Below are 19,776 nucleotides of genomic sequence, written 5' to 3' on the forward strand. Positions count from 1 at the left end.
ACAAACCGGTTATAATATGTACTGAGGCCGAGCCTTATGGTTTCGAACATATAAAGCACTAAGTGTGTTCGACCCAATTACACAGACCAGCAAATTTGTGTATAGTGTGCTGTTAAAGTAATACTCAGCGAGTACATACTCCATGTATCTCTAAGTAAGGCCGCCGCTGCGGCCTTACTTGTATTCTCACCTTTTAGTCATCCCGCTGCCCAGGGTAATAAATAATCGCAGGTTCAGAGTAATTTGGCACATGGTCATAACTGAAAACCGCATAGTATTTAGCAATATCTGCATTACCAAAATTATCCAACGTGTATTGATCCTGACCCCCGTATAATTTCACGCCGTCAAATGGTGAGCGCGGAGGATGAAACCTATTGCGCACCACAAAGCTACCAACTAAATCAGAACTATCCGTATTTAACCAAGTTAACTTAACCACACCATTTTCCACTTGCGTTTGCAGGTGAGTTGGCGCTGGCAAAGCCTCTATTCGCCGCTCTATATATTCAACGTGTAACTGCGCTGGTTGCGTATCCTGACAATCTCGCCAATTAACCAAAGCATTGCGCGCTTGGGATTCGGCCGTCGCGCGTATAATGAAATACAGTGGAGTCTGTGCTTTATGTAAACGGGCAAGCTCTTTTAGGCTGTAGCTATCAAAGATGAAATTATGGGCCGTGCGCTCTTTGAGCTGCTCATTACTCACCTCATAACCAATATACTCAATCTTTTGCCTTTGCTTAACATGCTTAAAATCCACATCTTTTAGCTCAACCAACTCCACAGTAAAGCGCACGTCTTTCGCAAAGGCCAAACAATTAGAGCTGTACAATGTCAGGCAAGCACCAGTAAACACCGTGCGTTGAGGGTCGAAACATTCATTGAGTTCGAACGCTAACTGTCCATAGACAATTTCACCATCAGCGTCAAAACCGGATGAAAGTTTATCTGCTAGCACCTTGTCTTTATAAATCGTATTACAACTACTAGCATAAACCGTCGATGATAGCTCAGGTAACTGATAAATCAGCTCAAGGTTTGGGCGATAATGTAAGCCTCCACCAAAAGAGCCATAACCAATATCGAACTGCATCACTTGTGAATCATTGCCTATGGGGAGTGTTTGTGGCCCCTGAATTCTGAGCAACAAGGTGTTCTGACCAAGCAAAGACTCCAACAGCGTACGCTCCACGCCATTAAGTGCCCAACGCAGCCATATCCCCTGCGTCATTTTGTCCGATTCAATTGTTTGCCCTAAGGTATGAAGTGGTTTGGCATCGTGAATTTTCGCGAAGTCATAGATATCGTCAATTAAGCTGGCATCTAATATTGAAATTGACCACTCTCCATACTTTTCAATTTTAGCGGCTACCCGATTCATCGGGTATAAAAAGAACTGCGCCGTTTCAATGTGCGAGCCCTCAGGAATCGTACTCAAATCAAACGCAATAACACCAATGCTAGTACCACGATTTTTATCGACACCAATAAACATCGAATTGTAACCAAAGTGCTCTTTATTCTTGCTTAAATAGTTTTGTGATAAATACCCTACCTGCTCTCGGGGCGGGAATAAAGTACGTCCACATTGGTTGTCGGCCAGCGTCGTTTTTAAGCGTAACTCTGGACTAAATGGTGATTTTATTTTAGTAACTTTATCAACCGCACGAATGTTATAAAAATAGAAGTGACCGCTTTTAAGCTGAGAGTCCACAAATGATAAAGACTTGGTGATCGCAACTAGATTCTCTTCAGTACACGGGGCTTTATTATGCTCACTGCGATACACTTCAAAATAAATATCATCTCGTTCCAGATATTCCCACTCGAGTTCCACATTGTCATGTCCAACATGCTTAATGGTAAAATCGGCTACTCGCGCAGGAGCTAAAGGAGAGTAATTAATGGCTTCGCTCAGCGCATAAGCAACAGCCGGAATATTTTCAGCCACGCTTTGAGCCATATTTTTCATATAATCTGGAATGTTACGTGTGCCCACCTCAACCACTGTCGCGATGATCCCTTTTCGGTAGTAATATTCTCGTCCACTTCCTTGGATCAGTTGAGCAGGAGGTTTGCCTCGGTGGATACCGTACTGGCGTCCCGTCACCTTTCTGATCTCATTGTTCATATTGGCACACAGTACATTTAGATCTGTGCCTTCAATTTCTACTTCATGGTTAAATTTATGGGCAGGGAAAAATACATTACCTTGTGAGTGATAATCTAGTGCAATACGAATATTCTCATGCCTTTCGACAAAATCTCTAATAGCCGACGTTTCTGGTTCTGAAAACGCGTGTGGCCCGCCATATGTATTTGATTGCGTGTTCTGATTGCGCATGAACTTAGCATCAAAATTTCGATTCAAATCCACCCCAAAAGTGCCATCCCCATTATTACGGCGGTTTTTACGCCAGAATGAGAAATGATTTCGTGAGTACTCAAATCCATCGGGATTTAAACACGGCACCATATACAAGGTATTACGTGTTAAAGCCGTTTGCAGTTTGGGGTTGAACTTATAGTTATCAATTACATACTGAATAAATTTAATCGCTAACTCATTCCCAATCCACTCTCTGGCGTGAATAGATCCGGTGTAAAGTAAAGCAGGCTTATCATCCGCATAAGTTACATCCAGTGAAACGGTCACTAGCATAATTGGCCGCCCTTCCCACGTTTCACCAATACTTTGCAGACGGATCAGGTGGGGATGCTCACTCATACTCTGGCGTAAAAAATCAATGGTATCTTGATACGATGCGTACTGGATTTTCATAATATTTCCATACAACTAACAACATTTTATTGCCTCAAAAATCGCCATGTCACACAGGTGACACGGCTATGAAGCAACCATACAATGAGAGACACAAACTTAATGACACGACTTTGCGACCTGTTGCCAGTGGGTCAGTATCTTTTCGAGCTTTTTATCTTTGAGATTTTTAACCGTACACAATTGCTCGGGCGCAGTATTGAGTGCTTCAACCACACCATGGGCACCAAATGTATTCATGATTTCATCAATCATCTTTTCCCCAATTCCTTTGACTTGAGATAAGATTTCACGAATTTGCGCATCATCAAATTGCATGCTGGGATAACTATTGAGTTGTGTTGTTTCGTCACTGCCTGGCACAGTCTTTAGTGTTTTCGCACTCACAACAATGCCTTGTAACTTGAAATTATCTTGGTAATTCCATATCTCGCTAGGCCACTCTTCCTGAGCACTGTATTTGGTGTCTAAAATTGGGTAGTTTTCATCGTCCATACGTGAGAACAACTCGCCACAGTCTTGGCTTGGGGTGTAGCGAGAAAAACCGATATGACGCATAGTGCGCAATAAACGTGAATCTATCTTCCCTAACTCTTCCCAGTTATAAAGTGGAATATTTGGTTTTATGAAACGGCCATCACTCAATAACCACATCAAATACTGACCGATCCAATCACGGATGTATGGAAACGCAGCGAATGCGGTGGCGCACTCTAAAATACGTAATTTACCATCCTTACCAAGCGCTATATCACATGCCCAATATTCTGCATTAGCGGCCTTAGAAGCAAGGACTGCCAGCTCTAATACGTTTTTTGGTACATCCTGATAATCCATGCTGCCACCTTGGCTGGTATTGGTTAACCACTCCCCTTCGGGTGGGCGACGCCAAAATGCACAAACCGGTTTATGCCCCACCAGCATTACACGTATGTCAGCTTCCATTGGAATAAAATCCTGCACATACACTGGGTAGTAGTTCTTTTCATTAAGTAACGCCAGAGCTTGCTCATAACTATCTACTTTGTGCACAAAATAGCCACCATAATTTGATGGCCCATATGAGCGTTTAATAATCTTTGGATACTGCGTGCTGGCTAGATATTTTTTTGCTTTTTCAGGAATATAGAAAATCTCAGTATGGGGCGCGGGCAGGTTATATTTACGACAAAAATGCGTGACATTTTCTTTTGATTTATTAGCAAACTGGCTATCAAGAGAGGGTAAAAATCTCACGTTAGGCAGTGAACGGGCAATATCTCGAAACGTTTCATACGCGGTCGCAGGAATATTACCAATCAGTACATCTATTTTTTTTCGCTTCACCTCAGCGATAAAGCGCGCTTTATCGTTACCCCAGTGATAGGTAACCTGTTCAATTTTATCTGGCCACCCTTTAAAATTAGACTTGTCGAAAAAGCGCAGTACATAATCTAGATAGAGCAGCCCTATTTTGGGCAAAGTGTTTTTTATTGTCATCGTCTTACGCCACCTTAACTGAGTGAAGAGCTCTTTTTTGCTGAACAGTTCTTTCTATCAGTTCCACCATTGCATCAAGCTTGTCCTGATTGAAATTAATACCTAGCTGCTCTTGCTCAGGCGTCGCAAAGGCTGGAATAGTGTTCACCTCTAACACCACATACCGCTCTTGCTCTCGGTCATAAATCAGGTCTACGCCCGCTATTTCCAAACCCAATGCTTGTGTTGCCTTAATTGCCAGCGCAACCACTTCATCATTTGGCTCACGAACAAATACCGAACCACCGCTGGTAATATTGGTTTTCCAATCGTCTTTTGGGGCTTTGCGGCCATAGCAGCCAACACATTTTCCATCCACAATATCAATACGGTAATCAGTATTGTCATAATCAATAAAGCGCTCAACGTAGAAATAACGCAAATCCGTGCGACTAAGAAACGGCAACAACATATCGAGGGCATGTTCGCCATCAATTTTCACAATCCCTACACCACCCCAACCATCGGTTGGCTTGTAAACCAACTTGCCGCCAAAGTCACGAATTGCGGCCTTTAACCCAGCAATATCGTTTTTATGGCACAAGCGGTAATCGGCTGTAGCAATACCATGGCCATTTAGTAAGTGAGAGGTACGAAACTTATCTTCTGCTAGCGCAAAGGAGCTAAAGTTGTTGAGTGTCGGAATAGACTGACTAAGAGCTTGATATAAGTACAACTGATATTGCGTTTGCTGCCCTGCGTTATAACTCAAAAACGCATCTAGGTGCTCCATTACAATACCATTACATAGTATTTGCCCGCCCTGTGCACGTGCGTCTCGCAGATTTAGTCCGGTACTTGACTGAATGCCACGTTCAGCCAATGCATGAACGAGCCTTTGTTCAATGGCTTTACCGCCACCGTTTTCGTACATCCAAATTCCGACATGAGGTGCTGTCACTGTGTTCTCCTTGATCCTTTAGTTGGGGGTGCGTTTTTCTACCCGGCTATTGTAAAAGGATCTGTGTGACACATTTTTGACCAAAAGCAGCGGACAAAATTTGTTCATAAAAGCTTCACTGAAATGCAACTGAGCCCAGCCACGATGAGCGCCAATGCAACCAAGGAAAGCCGTGATGACAAAATTAAATTTTGACGAGCTAGCAAGCCTCATTACATGCAACTCTCACAGTAAGAATAAAGCGGGCGTGGATCTACACGGCGAGCAAATGATCGAATTATTAGCGCCATTAGGGTTTTCTCTGACACGCTATCAACGTGAAACAATTGGCGATCACCTATTGTTTCACACACCAAAGCAAGCGGGTAAAAAGGTACTGTTGCTTGGTCACTTAGATACTGTATTCCCAGAACACACTTTTACTGACTTTAACCAAGATGAACAATGGGTATACGGTCCTGGAGTATGTGACATGAAGGGCGGCAATTTTGTCGCATTGAATGCTTTGCGCGCTTTACGTTCGCAATTTGGGCCTTTACACAATATTGATTTTTTACTGGTCAGCGACGAAGAAATCGGCAGTGACGACAGCAAATATTTAACTGCAGAATTGGCCAAGCAATATGATGTTTGCCTAGTTTTTGAAGCCGCGGGAGAAAACCACGAAGTGGTGACTGCTCGCAAAGGCATTGCCACATTTGAGATAGATATCACAGGCAAAGCTGCTCATGCAGGTAACCATTATAGCGATGGTGTGGACGCTAACTTTGCTTTGGCAAACATGCTGCTAGAGATGACGAGTCTAACTAACTTAAAACGAGGCAGTACCGTCAACGTAGGTAAAATCCTAGGAGGCATTGGCGCCAACACCATTTCGCCCCATGCAAGTATGGTTGTGGAAGCCCGTTTTTCTTCCCTTAGCGAGCAACAGCGCTTGTTAGAAGGGATCGAAAATATCTGCTTGGCTATCGAAGTGACTGGCGTCGACATTACAATTAGAGGAGGCCTACAACGTGGCGTAATGACTCCTAGTGCAGCGCAAAAAGCATTGTTAGAAGAGATCAATCAGATTTTGGGCAAACCTTTACTCACTGAACAGCGTGGCGGAGTGTCAGACGCCAATATCGTATCCTCTGTGGGCATTCCTACATTAGATGGTTTTGGTCCATTTGGAGATGGCGATCACACCCGTCATGAACGGGCGTTAAAATCGAGCTTTGAATTGCGGATTGAGCAAGTCACTAGGATCCTAGCTACTTGGTGCTTTGAACATAACAAACATGCCGCACAAAGCTTAACCGATGAAGCGTTAGCGCAATAAATAAATTATTTTTGACATTGAGCGCAGTACACCGTGCTGCGCTGTCCTAAGCGAATTTCTTGTAACGAACTTTCACAGCGAACACAGGGCTTTCCTTTGCGGCCATAAACAAGTAGTTGCTGCGCAAAATAACCCGGCTTACCATCACTTTGCGCAAAGTCTTTTAGGGTGGTTCCACCTTGTTTTATTGCCGCACTCAGCGTCTCTTTGATAATGGGCGCTAGAGATTGATAGCGTTTCAATGAGACTTTTCCAGCTTCTCTTTTGGGATGAATGCCCGCTTTGAACAAAGACTCATTGGCATAAATGTTCCCCACCCCAACAACCACATGGTTATCCATAATAAATTGTTTTACAGGTACTTTTTTATTTCTTGAACGTTCGAATAACCACTGTGCGTTAAACGCATCGGTTAACGGCTCGGGGCCAAGTTTTGCGAACAGAGTATGGCTATGCTGAGGCTCCTGCCATAAACAGGCGCCAAATCGGCGAGCATCATTGAGCCTAAGCGCTTTGCCATTACTAAAATGAAACTCGATATGGTCGTGTTTTTTCAATGCTTCACTTTGCGGCACTATGCGCAAATGACCCGACATACCAAGGTGCAAAATCACACTACCCACATCGGTATCCAACAACAAATACTTTGCTCGTCTTCGTACCGAACGTATGACCTGCCCCTCAAGACTACGTACCTCATCTGGCACGGGCCAACGCAGACTTGAGTTATGGACTAAAACCTTAGTTACTGTTTGCTGTTTTATATGGGGTTGAATACCTAAACGGCTTACTTCTACTTCGGGTAACTCTGGCATGCTTTTCTCAAAATGTTTATTAAAGTTTGTCCAGTGTGAGTGGTGCAAATAACTGTTGCGCCTGCTCGAATGACAGTACGAGCCAGTGCTGCTGCTGTTTATCAAACAAGTAATATTGACCATCCGCTTGATAAAGCTGATAACTCAATGGCAACTCCTGTGCAGCAAGCCAAAATTGGGCAACACTAAGTGCTTGCTCTTGATGTAATGACACCTGTGCGACATCTAATTGCATAGTTTGCCACAAGCTGATCAGCGCCTGCAATTGTTTGGGCTGCGCCTGCCACGGCCCATCTATACGCCAAGACGTGCCGATTCGCTCAATTTTGAAGCCAGGAAATGCCAAAGCAAGCACAAAACTTTGCTCTGGGAGCAATCGCTGGGGTCCCTCGGACTCCGTTTGAGGATTCAATTTGTGGTGCAAACCATTGAGAAAAAAGATCATCAATAGCATCGAAATAATCACCACATTATTCCACGCTTTAGTGCCTAACCTCATGTGCTCTCCAAATTGCTGTGTTATTAACTATACCCTGTGACACAGCCAGAGTATTTTTAATCATCGCAAGATAATAAAGGTTATTGGTGAGTATAGCCATGCCCTCTGCCTGTGATGGTTAAGTTATGACTCTTCCAGTTGCACTACCTTCATCAAGGTCTGTTCAACTATTTGCTCATTTTTGCAGTACTGGACATTCGCATAAGAAACTAAAACCCAAATAGATATAGAATTTAAATACAAAGCGGTTAGGCTCAGGTGCATTATTACTTATCTAATTTGACCTAAATAAAATTGGTTAAGTATTTGCGCGAGCGCTTGCGGTTGTTCCAGTGGTAACATATGTCCGCAGTCATCCAGCCACAGAAGTTCTGCATTGGATAGCTGTTTAGTCATTGCTTGTAAATCTTCCTGGGGTACTTTTTGATCCTGTCGCCCACCGATTATCAGTACCTTACACTTGAGTTCTGCGAGTAACAAACTTAAATCTTGCCGCCATGACGTTTCTTGAATTTGTCTGAGTAACGTTGCACCACCTAGCGATTTATCCATATCTTTGATCACGCTGTGCAGCTCATGATCTTGCCATCGCTGTTGACTAACAAACTGCCTTATCCGAGCGCTCGACATCCCCTGATAGGTGTGTGTTTGTAGAAAATCGAGCATCCCTTTACGAACTTGCTTTTCATCATCACTTAAGCCAAGGGCGCTGCTGGCTAGCAACACCAGTGAATGCACTTTATTAGGATGCTCTAATGCATATTGTAAAGCTAAATAGCCGCCCATAGAAAAGCCTAGCAAATGTCCTCCCAGAGAGAGTGCCCTGTCAATTTCTGCCAGCATTTGTGCATGTGTGGCACATCTTTCTATTGCTACATGATTGGACTGTATCTCTCCATCTAGTAATGGTACTAAACGCTCCCACAAACGCTGATTACATTGTGTGCCCGGAACCATAGCTAGGTTTAATTTGCTCGAACTGCTCATCTGACATCCATATTAAAGTGATAAAGTTGTATGTTCTGGTCTCGCTCATCAATTAACACGGTACTAGAATCTCGATAAATATCGAAGCCCACAATTAAGCGGAACAACAAGGCCATTGCCATAATACGCCAATAGCAATGTTTGACGTCACGATTTATCCCAATATAAACACTAATACAACGATAAAAATAAACATTTTAATAACACTAATACTGTGATTTATAACAGCCTATCAAGTAAGCGGCTTTTTAGCTGTTTAATTGCTCATATTCTTTGCTAAAATGGCGACCAAAATTTAAGGAGTTCCGTCTAATGGCAATGTACGTAGTGGGTCACAAGATCCCAGATTCAGATTCTATTTGCGGTGCAATTGCACTGGCATACCTAAAAAACAAAATCGGTGAAGCCGCTATCCCAACACGTTTGGGCGAAGTATCACCTGAAACTCAGTTTATTCTTGACCGTTTTGGGTTTGAAGCGCCTGAGCTTAAAATGAGCTATGCGGGTGAAAACGTATATATCGTTGACCATACAGAAAAAACACAAGCACCTGATGATATCGATCAGGCAACCGTTGTAGGCGTAGTTGATCACCATAAGTTAGGTGACTTAACGACCTCTACACCACTTGAGTGTTGGATCCGCCCGGTAGGCTGTAGCAACACCATCATTAAAATGATGTATGACTTCTACGGCGTAGAAATTCCTAAAGATATTGCTGGCATCATGATGTGTGCCATCCTAAGTGATACGGTTATCTTCAAATCACCAACGTGCACCACCGCTGACATTAAGTGTGTTGAAGCACTTGCTGAGATCGCAGGTGTTGAAGATTTCAAAGAACTTGGCATGGACATGTTCAAAGTAAAATCAGCAGTCGAAGGCACACCTGCACGTGACCTAGTTATGCGTGACTTTAAAGATTTCAATATGAACGGCAAGCTTGTTGGTATCGGTCAATTAGAAGTAATTGATTTATCGGTATTTGATGATATCAAAGCTGACCTTGAAGCTGACATCGCCAAGCTAAAAGAGGAAGGTGGCCGTCACTCTGTATTGCTACTTCTTACTGACATCATGAAAGAAGGGTCACAAATGCTGATCGCATCAGATGATGAAGGTGTAATTGAAGCAGCTTACGGTGTGAAGCCAGAACAAAGCCGCGTTTGGCTAGATGGCGTACTGAGCCGTAAAAAACAAGTCGTACCGCCACTGCAAGATGCGTTTGCTTAATATATTAAACGTTTAAATAAAAAGCCGAAGCACATGCTTCGGTTTTTTGTTATGGTCAAAACATGAAAACGCTATTTTTAGAGCCCGGTATACTCGCCATTCACACTCAAGTGCTAGACACAACAATGCACCAGCATGCGTTAATACAAGTCACTTTACCCGACCGGCAAAGCACTTTGAGCGTTGCAAAGCATCCTCCCATACATAATGTGATAAGCCTCTTAGAAGCGAATATCCTGCATCAGTTAACCATGCAACAAGGCTGGGTGATCCTCATAGAGCCAAGTAGCCAATTAGGTCTTCAAGCAAGTACCATACTCGATAATAATCATTATAAAACGTGGCCACCCGCTGACATTTCAAACATGGTCAACCTCAGCGAGTTGCTCACAATTGTAGGGCTGCATTACCAACCGGCCATTTGTGAAGAAAGTCGCCATTTAGACCCTCGTATTGCCGCTTTGCTTGCAAAGCTCAATCAATGCTTTAGCCAAGATTGCATAAAACCCGAACACTGGCTTGCCAAAGATATTGCCCATACACTGAACTTATCCGAAAGTCGTTTTTTACACTTATTTAAAGACAATATACACTTACCATGGCGGCCTTATTTGCTCTGGCGACGTCTAATATGTGCAATACAAGCACTCAATAAAGGACATAACGCAACACAGGCAGCATATATTGCTGGTTTCTCCGACAGCGCCCACCTTAGCCGCACATTTAAAAAGCAGTTTGGGATTACTTTACGTGATGCCCTAGCAAGCTTATGAATAGTGATTGAACATTCTAATAACTTTGTATCTAACGCTCAATGTGACTCTTACTAACGACTCATTATTGCAATAATATTTAGATTGCACCAAGAAACTTTAAATAGTATTTTTAAAACGTTGGCTTAACTATTAAAATCAGCACCTAAGCAGCTTTTTTTAATTAAGTTAAAAACTTAGTCAATTAAGCATGGACAATGAAAAAGGAGTAAAACAATGAAAAAGTATTTATTATTATCTGTAGTAATTTTAGCAACAGGATGTGCAACAACTTATCAAGCCCCACAAACTCCAGAAAAAGTAATTTCTGCTCAACACTCAAAAAGCACTTCTGAATTATTAAGGTCAGCAAAGCAAGTCTTACTTTTAGAAGGTTATCAAATTCAAACTTATGACGATCAAGCTGGTATTATTTCGACTACTTTAAAGAACAAGAAACTCACAATTGCACAAGCTGATTGTGGGACCACGATGGGTATTGATTACTTAAAAGACAATCGTACCAAAACAGAAGTTGCCCTCAATATAATTGTGAACGACAGTGCTATCACTGTTAAGTCCAACATTCATGGTGAATATAAGCCTGGTAGTGCAACCAATGATATTACTTTGACCTGTGTATCGAAAGGGACTATTGAGTCTGAAGTTCTTAAAAAGATCACTAGCTAAACAGAACATACCTCTTTGCACTCAGATGATGCCTTGTTTGAGTGCACGCTCTCTGAACAACGACTGAAAATAGTAAATAGCCGGTTTATTCAATTTATTCCTTCAGCACATTGGCATACTCGTAAAAACAACGAAGGAGTATAACCATGAAAGAATATCTAGCCCCGACCCCATTATTAAACTTTGCACACCCCGCAATACAAAAATTACTTAAAACACAGCAGTGGCAGTACCTCAATAGCCTTGATGCGCTCAAAAGCATCTACGACTTTGTTAAAGATGAGATTAAATTTGGCTACAGCAGCGATGACACGCTCAGTGCTTCACACGTGTTAAAAGTGGGGTATGGTCAATGTAACACCAAAGGCACGTTATTAATGGCGCTACTGCGTGCCGTTGGTATTCCCTGTCGCTTGCAAGGTTTTGTCATTAGCAACGACTTAAAGCAAGGCGTCATGCCCTCTTGGATATTATCACTTGCCCCCAAAACCATCATTCATAGCTGGGTTGAAGTCTATATCAATGAGCACTGGCTAGAACTGGAAGGATACATCATAGACAACGCCTATTTAAAAGCGATACAGCAGCGCTTTAAAAACCATCATGGACCATTTAAAGGGTTTGGTATCGCAACTCCTTGTCTACAAAAACCGGGCAATGAATTTGTTGGCAGCCATACCTACATACAACGTGACAGTATCATCAAGTCTCTTGGATTATTCACTATTCCCGACTCGTTTTATCACAGATTCAGTAATTTAACCGGTATAAAAAAATGGTTATATCAGCATTGGCTGCGTCATATTATCAACCGAAGAATTAAAAAAATTAGAGCCAGCTTATGAACGAAAAAAGCCGCATTAAGCGGCTTTTTATTCAACTAAGGGCAAGCCTGTCCACTGCACGTAACACCTTTATCGAGCAAAACTTCCGTTAGTTTGTTATTCATCGTTAAATCAATTTCCAACAGCAGGTTACCTTCTAAACGTAATGTTTCCAGTACCAAGTTTTGACGTACATCTATTGCTGTTAAAGAATTTGCCGTTAAATCTAGCCAAGTCAATTGCGTGTTGGAACGGGTATCCAAGTAGCTTAGATTAGCCCCAGCAATGGAAATGGACTTTAGCTGGTCATTTTTACTCAAATCTAAAAAAGTCAGTGGGTTATCAGATAATTCTAGGCTTTTTAACAATATATTGTTCGTTAGGACGATATCTGTAAGCAGATTATCCTCTATACGTAATTGTTCCAGTTCTGAGTGTTTAGATAGGTCTATATGAGATATATTATTATCAAATGCCCACAGCAGCTTAAGCTTCTCATTGTTGCTCAAATCTAATTCAGTGAGCTGATTAAGTTGAATGAATAAATCTTCCAGCGCTGTATTTTGACTCAAATCCACATTTTGAAGTTGATTTAACTCAAGATGTAACTGCCTAAGATGAAAATTATTACTTACATCAATACTGATCAAATTATTTGAAGCAACGCTCAATGATGTAAGGCTAATATTATTGGTCACATCAATACTATCCAGCTTGTTTTGTAGGGCATTCAATTCTACAAGAGTTACATTATTACTCACATCAAGGTTAGATAGCTGGTTGAATGCAACATCCAACTGCTGAAGTTGAGTGTTTTTGCTAACATCGATTTCCGTCAAAAGGTTATTAAGTAGCACAAGCTTTGTTATTGCAGTCATGTACTCAATCCCCTGTACTGAAGTGATCCCTTTATTTACACACGATAGCTCATCCACTTCAAACGCATATGTGTAGCCAGCATCCAAAGCACACTGCAAAAAAGAATCATCTGCGATAACATCTGCTAGACGTTTTGCTTCTACAACCCTTACTATTCGCTGCAATGATGCTTGATTTCCAGATTTATCAGTAGCTGAATAAGTTACCGTGTAGTCACCTTCTTTTGTGATATCCAGATCATGGGAAATCGTCACGGGTAGCACACCATCCACATCATCGACTGCAACGGCTCCGAGCTCTTGATAGCCTTGTTGCATGATAGCTGTTACATCAGCTTCTCCATTGAGGGTAATAACGGGTGGAGTCTTATCTACCTGCTGGCTGCCACCCGTATTCGATATCGAACCTGTGTTAGAGTTGGTCCCCGTATTAGATTGCCCTTCTGAGCTTGAACCACCGCCACACCCAGCTAATAATGCAAAGCTGAGTAACCCTATTATTTGATATTTAATTAAATTCATTTATTTTTTTGGCCATTTATTATATTTGCGAGCAGCGTGACACAACTCTGTGTTCAGGTTAATTGACGAGCAATAATATCTAACTCTTAACCTAAAATGAATACAAGTGTTAACATAGAATGAACTAACCTTTTCCACATATGTCTTTAACTGCTACTCATTTGCCGTGCTTAGTAATCTAAACTACTTTTGATATGAACCAGTTACGTTTAACAGACGTACCTGTCTGGTCGGTTAATTTCTGCCTCAGACACTTGTAAATAACGAAAACTGACAACAATCAGCATCCAAAAATCACTTTGACACGTTTGGCTATATACACTTGGAAATAAACAAGCATTCGCGCAATTGTATCAGGCAACCTGTTCGCAGCTTTATTCGGTGAGCTTTAAGATGTTAAAAAATAAAGCATTCCTCCAATGGAGGCTGGAGCGTTTTTAAAGAAGGACTTAAAAGCACGCTGCAGTCATCAATATCAAAAAAGCCGCATTAAGCGGCTTTGGACTGTGGACACAGTCACTTGTAGGAAATGGCTAGGTGTAACACTTGCTGTGAAAATAAGCGTTACACCGAGTGCTGCGCTAGTGTTGTTCAAGTACTTTGGTGAGCGCTTCTATCACTGTTTCTGGGTGCTCAAACAGTACTTGATGGCTGGCATTTTCTAACGCAAAGTAATGACCTTGGGTACGATGAGCGATGTCTTTACTCCATTGAGTGCCTTGTGTTTGCCATTGGATCAATCCTTCCTTTTCCTCTTCAGTCTCAGCATTGGCAATATCTAAGCGTTCAAAATCACTGTCTATGATGGAGATTGGTATGTTAATACTCTCAGCAAGGTAACGCGCAGCTTCAAGATCATCATGGTAGTTCATCATTTCTTTGATACGCGTGACTTGCTTGTTGATTTGACTGCGTTGCGCCGTCACAGCATCATAATAATCCCAGTCCATGTGCGGCATATTCTTTTGTGAAATGAGTAACCCTATTTCTTCTCTTTCTTGTGCGACACGCGCTATCGAGGCTTCAGTCCAAGGGCCCTCTGACACATATTCAATGTATTCCTCTTTATACTCTCTAAGAGAAGCAACTGGTCCAGACTGATATTGATTGATTGAATGTGGCAGCAAAATATCGGGGTCTATCCAGATCATCCCTTGAGTGTTCACTTTTTCACTAGGTGCATGTTGATAGATTAAAGTCGCTAAATTGCCATTAGCAAATGCCACAAATATTGCCGACTCTACCTTAAGTGCTTCTAGTAGCTTTGGTAAATCAGCAGCAAATAATGAAAACGAAGGTTCTTGAGTATCACTACTCCAAGCATTGCCTAGACGGTCTATCACATGTACCTTGCCTAGTTCGGCCAACATAGGATGAATAAGAGTGCTCCATGCTGAATCGCTGTGAAAAAACTTATTGGCACCTGAGAGCAAAATAATATCGCTTTTGCCATTTGACTCACCCATGCTTCGAACATGGTAGTCTCCATTTTCTAATCGATACAAAGCAGAATGAGCGGGTAATTTTATATCACTGCTTTGATCAAAGAATGCCAATATTTGCTCACTGGTATTAAAATTATCGAAAGACCAAGTATGAAAGCCTCCCTTAATTGTAACCAATTGATTCACAACAGACTGCTCACTGCGATATGTTCTAAGTAATACATTTTCGGCCAATGAGTCACTATCATAGGGAGAGTCTATTTGATTTTGATGGGCAATTAACTCAATAGCACTCGGCGCAGAGATCAAACCAAAGTTGCTATGTTCAAGCCCGCTATAGGGCAAAACACTGTCTTTGTCGCCCTGCACCAGCATATAATTAGTTGGCGATGAAATTGTGCATACTTGAGCTAGCTGTACCGACATCGGTGATGCCACACTTGCAACGCCTTTGAACAGCTCACTATACTTACACATCATATTTTGGCTGAACAGGCCTCCTTGCGAAAAACCAACTGCGTAGTTTTCACCTTCTAACAGATTGTACTCGGCGTGCATTTCCTGAATGATTTCAACCACAAAACCAACGTCTTGTGCATTAAGCCTATGGGCAACATTACAGCCGCACCCATCATCCCACTCCACTTCTTTTGACTTTGGATAAACAACAAGATAGTCATCACTCAAAGATTCAAACTTTACCATCTCCTGCATCCCCTTGGCACTTTGCCCAGAGCCATGAAAAGCAAGTAATAACTTGTAGGTCTTATGTTCATCAAAGCCACTATCGGGAAATGCGAGACGATACATTCGGCCGTTCAGTGATATTTCTTTAGTTGTGTCAATTGGTTGAACTTGCTTCGCCTCACCTGGAGCATCTGACTGTGTTGAATTGTCATTACCACCACAAGCTCCAAGTAAGGTCACACATAGCAACCAAGGTAATAGTTTAAGCATATTGTTCTCCTTGTGTTTTGCCGTTACCCTAGATTGCCTGATACATTGGTGCTTAACTTATCATCGAATTTATCATTACCTTTTCGTTACCATTAAAATAAGCAAAATAATCAATAAGTTGAAAAATGAAATATCTGCTAAATGGAATAGTATTTGACCCTAAACAACGTACACTGACTGACCATACCCAAGTCATTCAGTTAGAAGCAAAGTCATATGCGCTGTTAATGGTATTTGTGACACATCAAGAACAGGTATTGTCACGAGATAAGTTAATTGAACTTGTCTGGCATGGTAGCGTTGTTACCGACGGCGCCGTTAATAAAGCAATCTCGAAGCTACGCCAGCACTTTGTGCAGTTAAACCCTGAAGCTGCAGAAGTTATCATCACCAAGCCAAAGTTTGGTTATGTGCTTAATTGTGTTGTACAAGAGTATATTGAAGCTAAGCCCAAGGGCAGATATCTAACGCCAAGAACCTATTTAGTCGCCTTAGCACTATTAACTCTGGCAGTACTATTATTGGTGCTTTTTACGCCTAGAACCAGTTCACCTCCTACCATCATTAATGTTGAACGCGTTACCGCTCTCGAAGGTATAGAAACGATACTCAGCGCCAGCCGTACTGGCGAAATATTATTTTTTTCCAGCACATCTTCACGTTCTATGCCACAACTTATCTTAAAATCTTTGCATCGCGGGGACACTCAACACATTCCAGCAGACCCCAATGCAACTATTTTTGCCAGTCTAAGCCCTTCAGGTAAACAGATTGTTTGGGTTGAGCAAACGCCTAAGCAATGCCAAATAAAGCTCTATCACATTGCCAGCACCCATCAGCAACAAATCTATGATTGTGCTGCTTTACAAGGTATAAAGTTAAGTTGGCAAAATGATGAGCAAGCAATTTTTATACGTGCACGTGACAACAATGCTTCGCCTTATGTGGTTTATAAGCTGATGATTGCAACTAGCACTCTTCAACAGCTTTCATTGCCGCTGCAACATGCACATATGAAAGGAGACTTCTTACTCGCAGCGCATCCAAGCAAGCCTTTGCTGGCGTTCGTACGCTATGTGGAATCAAGCCTAAATGAAATACATATTTTAAATAGCAACAGCCTAAAAACACTGGCCGTTCACACCATTGACCATACACTTAACGCAATCACATGGAGCACACAGCAGGATGAACTATTTATTGTTAACCATAAATCACTGTACCGCCTTGCCATTGACACAGGTGCCAAACAACATATAAAACAATTGAGTTACCCCATTGAATCTATTGCTGTAACCAGACAACAGCCTGAACGGCAAATGGTCTTGATCAGTCAATATCATGCCAGTTCAAAAATACAAGCGTACAACCTTGCAGACGATAACACGACGACTCTTTTTAGCAATGCGGCCTTGAACCGACTTCCAAGGAGCAAAGGTAATGATATTTTTTTCATCTCAGATATGGGCAACCAACATACTCTTTGGCAGCACCACAATGAACAACTATCAAAACTAGATATGCCATTTGAATTTGGCTTTACTCGTTATCATATTGCACCAACACAGAAAAAACTTGTCTTTGAAAAACTTGGTGCAGTTTACGAATATGATATTAGCAACGCGCAATTACATACATTATTTAGCGCAAGCCACCAAGCTTATGCCCCCAACTATGCACTCAACACCAATTCGGTGCTCTACAGTAGTAATAAAAGCGGCCAGTGGCAATTATGGCTGTACGACAAAAAGCAGAAAACACACCAACAGCTCACAGAGAAAGGCGGCTACAGCGGCTATTTCTATAATGGAGAGTTATATTTCAGCAAGCGCGACCAGGGGGGATTATGGAAATTAGTAGCAGGTGAAGAACAACTAGTACTCAATGACTTTAGCAATATAAATTGGCTTAACTGGCAAATACTAAACAATCATGTGTACTTTTATCGTAAGGGTTCCGGTATTTGGCAATACAACCTACAAACTCAGATACAAAAAAATGTCATGACCGAACCGGAGGGTTTCCTTCACCAATATCATGTAAAGGCTGACGAGCAACAAATCATCTTTGCACAATTACAGCCCATGCAAGGCGATATTCAAGCACTTATTATTGAATAATACTCATTGCACAGCACAAATAATGTAGGGATATGTAAAACAAAAAACCCAGCAAATGCTGGGTTTTTAGTATTCTGTAAAAAGCAAAATTACTTGATTTTTGCTTCTTTGAAAATCACGTGCTTACGAACTTTAGGATCGTACTTTTTGATTTCCATTTTTTCAGGCATGTTACGCTTGTTCTTGTCGGTAGTGTAGAAATAACCAGTACCAGCAGTTGAAACTAAACGGATCTTATCACGCATGATTCAAGCTCCTTAAACTTTTTCGCCGCGAGCACGGATATCATTCAATACCGCGTCGATGCCTTTCTTATCGATAATACGCATACCTTTAGTAGTAGTACGTAATGTAACGAAACGTTTTTCGCTTTCAACCCAGAAACGGTGTGTTTGTAGGTTAGGTAGGAAGCGACGCTTAGTAGCGTTGCGCGCGTGTGAACGGTGGTTACCTACCACTGGGCGCTTACCTGTAACTTGACAGACTTTAGACATGTCTATGTATCTCCAATAACTTCGCTCGAGCTTAATTTTCCCTTGGACCTTAACTGCGTAGCCCCGGGGTAAATCAGAGGGCGCTCTTTATACAGCATCTACAGGCAGAGATCAAGGATCTGATCCTATCTAATCAGCTCATGTGTAAATTTGATAGCGGCCAATTATAATGATCGAATGCCCCTTAGGAAAGCAAAAACTGCATTTAAATTAAACTAATTTGTAAAAAACGCCGCAAAGTGATGTTTTTTACAACTTTGTTACCCCAAAGAGCTTAGATTAAGCCCCTGTGTGCAAATGAGATACACTGATTTCCCGCTACAATAAGGTGATCAAGTACATTAATATCAACCAGCGCAAGTGCATTTTGTAATTTTTTGGTGATTAATTTGTCTGCCTGGCTTGGTTCGGCCACACCTGATGGATGATTGTGCGCAAATATCAAAGCGGCCGCATTATGCTTTAGTGCCGCTTTAACGACTTCTCTAGGGTACACAGAAGCCGCATTGATTGTACCTGTGAACAAAATTTCATCCTTTATAAGCCGATTTTGATTATCAACATACAATGCCATGAATACTTCGTGGCTTAACCCTCGTAACTGTATCGTTAGATAGTCGCTAACAGCCTGTGGCGAGTCAAATAACGTTTCACGATGACAGCGCTCCTTTAAATAACGCTTACTTAGCTCCAGTACCGCTTGCAACTGCACATATTTGGCAGTACCAAGCCCCTTTAAAGCACTGAACTCACTTAGACTGGCATTAAACAAATTGTCTAGCGTATGATTTTGTGTCAACAACGATTGGGCCAACTCAATGGCATTCATACCTCGAGTTCCGGTACGTAAAAAAATAGCTAACAGTTCAGCATCAGTTAATGCTTCAGGGCCACTGTGGAGTAATTTTTCACGTGGGCGCACATGCGCCGGAAGGGTATTTAATTGCATCTCTTATCCTTAGAGTTATCTGTCCTTAGAGCTCTAAGTTTAGCGACCAAATTCGATTATTCAAAAGCATCTGTTTGCTGCCATAA

At 41.8% G+C, this 19,776-nt stretch carries 17 protein-coding genes; 6 read left to right on the forward strand and 11 right to left on the reverse strand.

Translation table 11 applies throughout. The annotated features are described in order from the left end of the window. Nucleotides 1-193: 193 nt before the first annotated feature. The 3 genes from BIW53_RS06495 to BIW53_RS06505 form a co-directional block, all read right to left on the reverse strand. Entirely contained in the window at nt 194-2,785 is a 2,592-nt protein-coding gene (locus BIW53_RS06495) for a M14 family zinc carboxypeptidase (protein WP_070991063.1), read from the reverse strand. Nucleotides 2,786-2,884: 99 nt separating this feature from the next. After that, nucleotides 2,885-4,264: an ATP-grasp domain-containing protein gene (locus BIW53_RS06500; RefSeq protein ID WP_070991064.1), complete on the reverse strand. Its 1,380-nt coding sequence runs from the start codon at nt 4,262-4,264 to the stop codon at nt 2,885-2,887. Nucleotides 4,265-4,268: 4 nt separating this feature from the next. Beyond that, on the reverse strand, nt 4,269-5,204 hold the full coding sequence (locus BIW53_RS06505) for an ATP-grasp domain-containing protein (RefSeq protein ID WP_070991065.1): 936 nt from the start codon (nt 5,202-5,204) through the stop codon (nt 4,269-4,271). 175 nt (nt 5,205-5,379) lie between these two features. On the opposite strand from BIW53_RS06505, the gene BIW53_RS06510 reads away from it, so the two are divergent. Then, complete coding sequence (locus BIW53_RS06510; RefSeq protein WP_070991066.1) at nt 5,380-6,525, forward strand: M20 family metallopeptidase; 1,146 nt, start codon at nt 5,380-5,382, stop codon at nt 6,523-6,525. Nucleotides 6,526-6,530: 5 nt separating this feature from the next. Here the strand turns inward: BIW53_RS06510 and mutM are convergent, their stop codons facing one another. From mutM to BIW53_RS06525, 3 genes are all read right to left on the reverse strand, one after another. Beyond that, a complete protein-coding gene (gene mutM, locus BIW53_RS06515; RefSeq protein ID WP_070991067.1) occupies nt 6,531-7,340 on the reverse strand; it encodes a bifunctional DNA-formamidopyrimidine glycosylase/DNA-(apurinic or apyrimidinic site) lyase in 810 nt (269 codons plus the stop codon). A 19-nt stretch (nt 7,341-7,359) separates the two neighbouring features. Further along, nucleotides 7,360-7,839, reverse strand: a complete 480-nt coding sequence (locus BIW53_RS06520; protein WP_070991068.1) for a hypothetical protein — start codon at nt 7,837-7,839, stop codon at nt 7,360-7,362. Nucleotides 7,840-8,109: 270 nt separating this feature from the next. Further along, nucleotides 8,110-8,826 (reverse strand): alpha/beta fold hydrolase, encoded by a 717-nt coding sequence (locus BIW53_RS06525; protein WP_084228091.1) that lies wholly within the window; start codon nt 8,824-8,826, stop codon nt 8,110-8,112. Between the two features lie 312 nt (nt 8,827-9,138). Between BIW53_RS06525 and BIW53_RS06530 the strand changes: the two genes are divergently transcribed. The 4 genes from BIW53_RS06530 (at nt 9,139) to BIW53_RS06545 (ending at nt 12,346) form a co-directional block, all read left to right on the forward strand. Continuing rightward, nucleotides 9,139-10,059 (forward strand): manganese-dependent inorganic pyrophosphatase, encoded by a 921-nt coding sequence (locus BIW53_RS06530; RefSeq protein WP_070991069.1) that lies wholly within the window; start codon nt 9,139-9,141, stop codon nt 10,057-10,059. Between the two features lie 62 nt (nt 10,060-10,121). After that, the gene (locus BIW53_RS06535) at nt 10,122-10,832 is read left to right on the forward strand and encodes a helix-turn-helix domain-containing protein (protein ID WP_070991070.1); all 711 of its coding nucleotides are present in this window, start codon (nt 10,122-10,124) and stop codon (nt 10,830-10,832) included. Nucleotides 10,833-11,048: 216 nt separating this feature from the next. Then, nucleotides 11,049-11,501, forward strand: a complete 453-nt coding sequence (locus BIW53_RS06540; protein ID WP_070991071.1) for a hypothetical protein — start codon at nt 11,049-11,051, stop codon at nt 11,499-11,501. Between the two features lie 146 nt (nt 11,502-11,647). Then, on the forward strand, nt 11,648-12,346 hold the full coding sequence (locus BIW53_RS06545) for a transglutaminase-like domain-containing protein (RefSeq protein WP_070991072.1): 699 nt from the start codon (nt 11,648-11,650) through the stop codon (nt 12,344-12,346). Nucleotides 12,347-12,381: 35 nt separating this feature from the next. Here the strand turns inward: BIW53_RS06545 and BIW53_RS06550 are convergent, their stop codons facing one another. Together BIW53_RS06550 and BIW53_RS06555 are read right to left on the reverse strand one after the other, a co-directional pair. After that, nucleotides 12,382-13,725 carry an immunoglobulin-like domain-containing protein gene (locus BIW53_RS06550; RefSeq protein WP_070991073.1) on the reverse strand — a complete coding sequence of 448 codons (1,344 nt, stop codon included), beginning with the start codon at nt 13,723-13,725 and terminating at the stop codon, nt 12,382-12,384. Nucleotides 13,726-14,306: 581 nt separating this feature from the next. Continuing rightward, on the reverse strand, nt 14,307-16,127 hold the full coding sequence (locus BIW53_RS06555; RefSeq protein WP_070991074.1) for an alpha/beta hydrolase: 1,821 nt from the start codon (nt 16,125-16,127) through the stop codon (nt 14,307-14,309). Nucleotides 16,128-16,252: 125 nt separating this feature from the next. Between BIW53_RS06555 and BIW53_RS06560 the strand changes: the two genes are divergently transcribed. Then, the gene (locus tag BIW53_RS06560; RefSeq protein WP_070991075.1) at nt 16,253-18,247 is read left to right on the forward strand and encodes a winged helix-turn-helix domain-containing protein; all 1,995 of its coding nucleotides are present in this window, start codon (nt 16,253-16,255) and stop codon (nt 18,245-18,247) included. 89 nt (nt 18,248-18,336) lie between these two features. On the opposite strand, the gene rpmG is transcribed toward BIW53_RS06560, so the two are convergent. The 3 genes from rpmG to radC all read right to left on the reverse strand — a co-directional run bounded on the left by rpmG (nt 18,337) and on the right by radC (nt 19,690). Next, nucleotides 18,337-18,492 (reverse strand): 50S ribosomal protein L33, encoded by a 156-nt coding sequence (rpmG, locus tag BIW53_RS06565; RefSeq protein ID WP_005493124.1) that lies wholly within the window; start codon nt 18,490-18,492, stop codon nt 18,337-18,339. Nucleotides 18,493-18,504: 12 nt separating this feature from the next. Beyond that, nucleotides 18,505-18,741, reverse strand: a complete 237-nt coding sequence (gene rpmB / locus BIW53_RS06570) for a 50S ribosomal protein L28 (protein ID WP_070986275.1) — start codon at nt 18,739-18,741, stop codon at nt 18,505-18,507. Between the two features lie 274 nt (nt 18,742-19,015). After that, entirely contained in the window at nt 19,016-19,690 is a 675-nt protein-coding gene (gene radC / locus BIW53_RS06575) for a RadC family protein (RefSeq protein ID WP_070991076.1), read from the reverse strand. Between the last annotated feature and the right edge of the window lie 86 nt (nt 19,691-19,776).

This window comes from Pseudoalteromonas byunsanensis (assembly GCF_001854475.1).
GTDB classification, from domain to species: domain Bacteria; phylum Pseudomonadota; class Gammaproteobacteria; order Enterobacterales; family Alteromonadaceae; genus Pseudoalteromonas; species Pseudoalteromonas byunsanensis.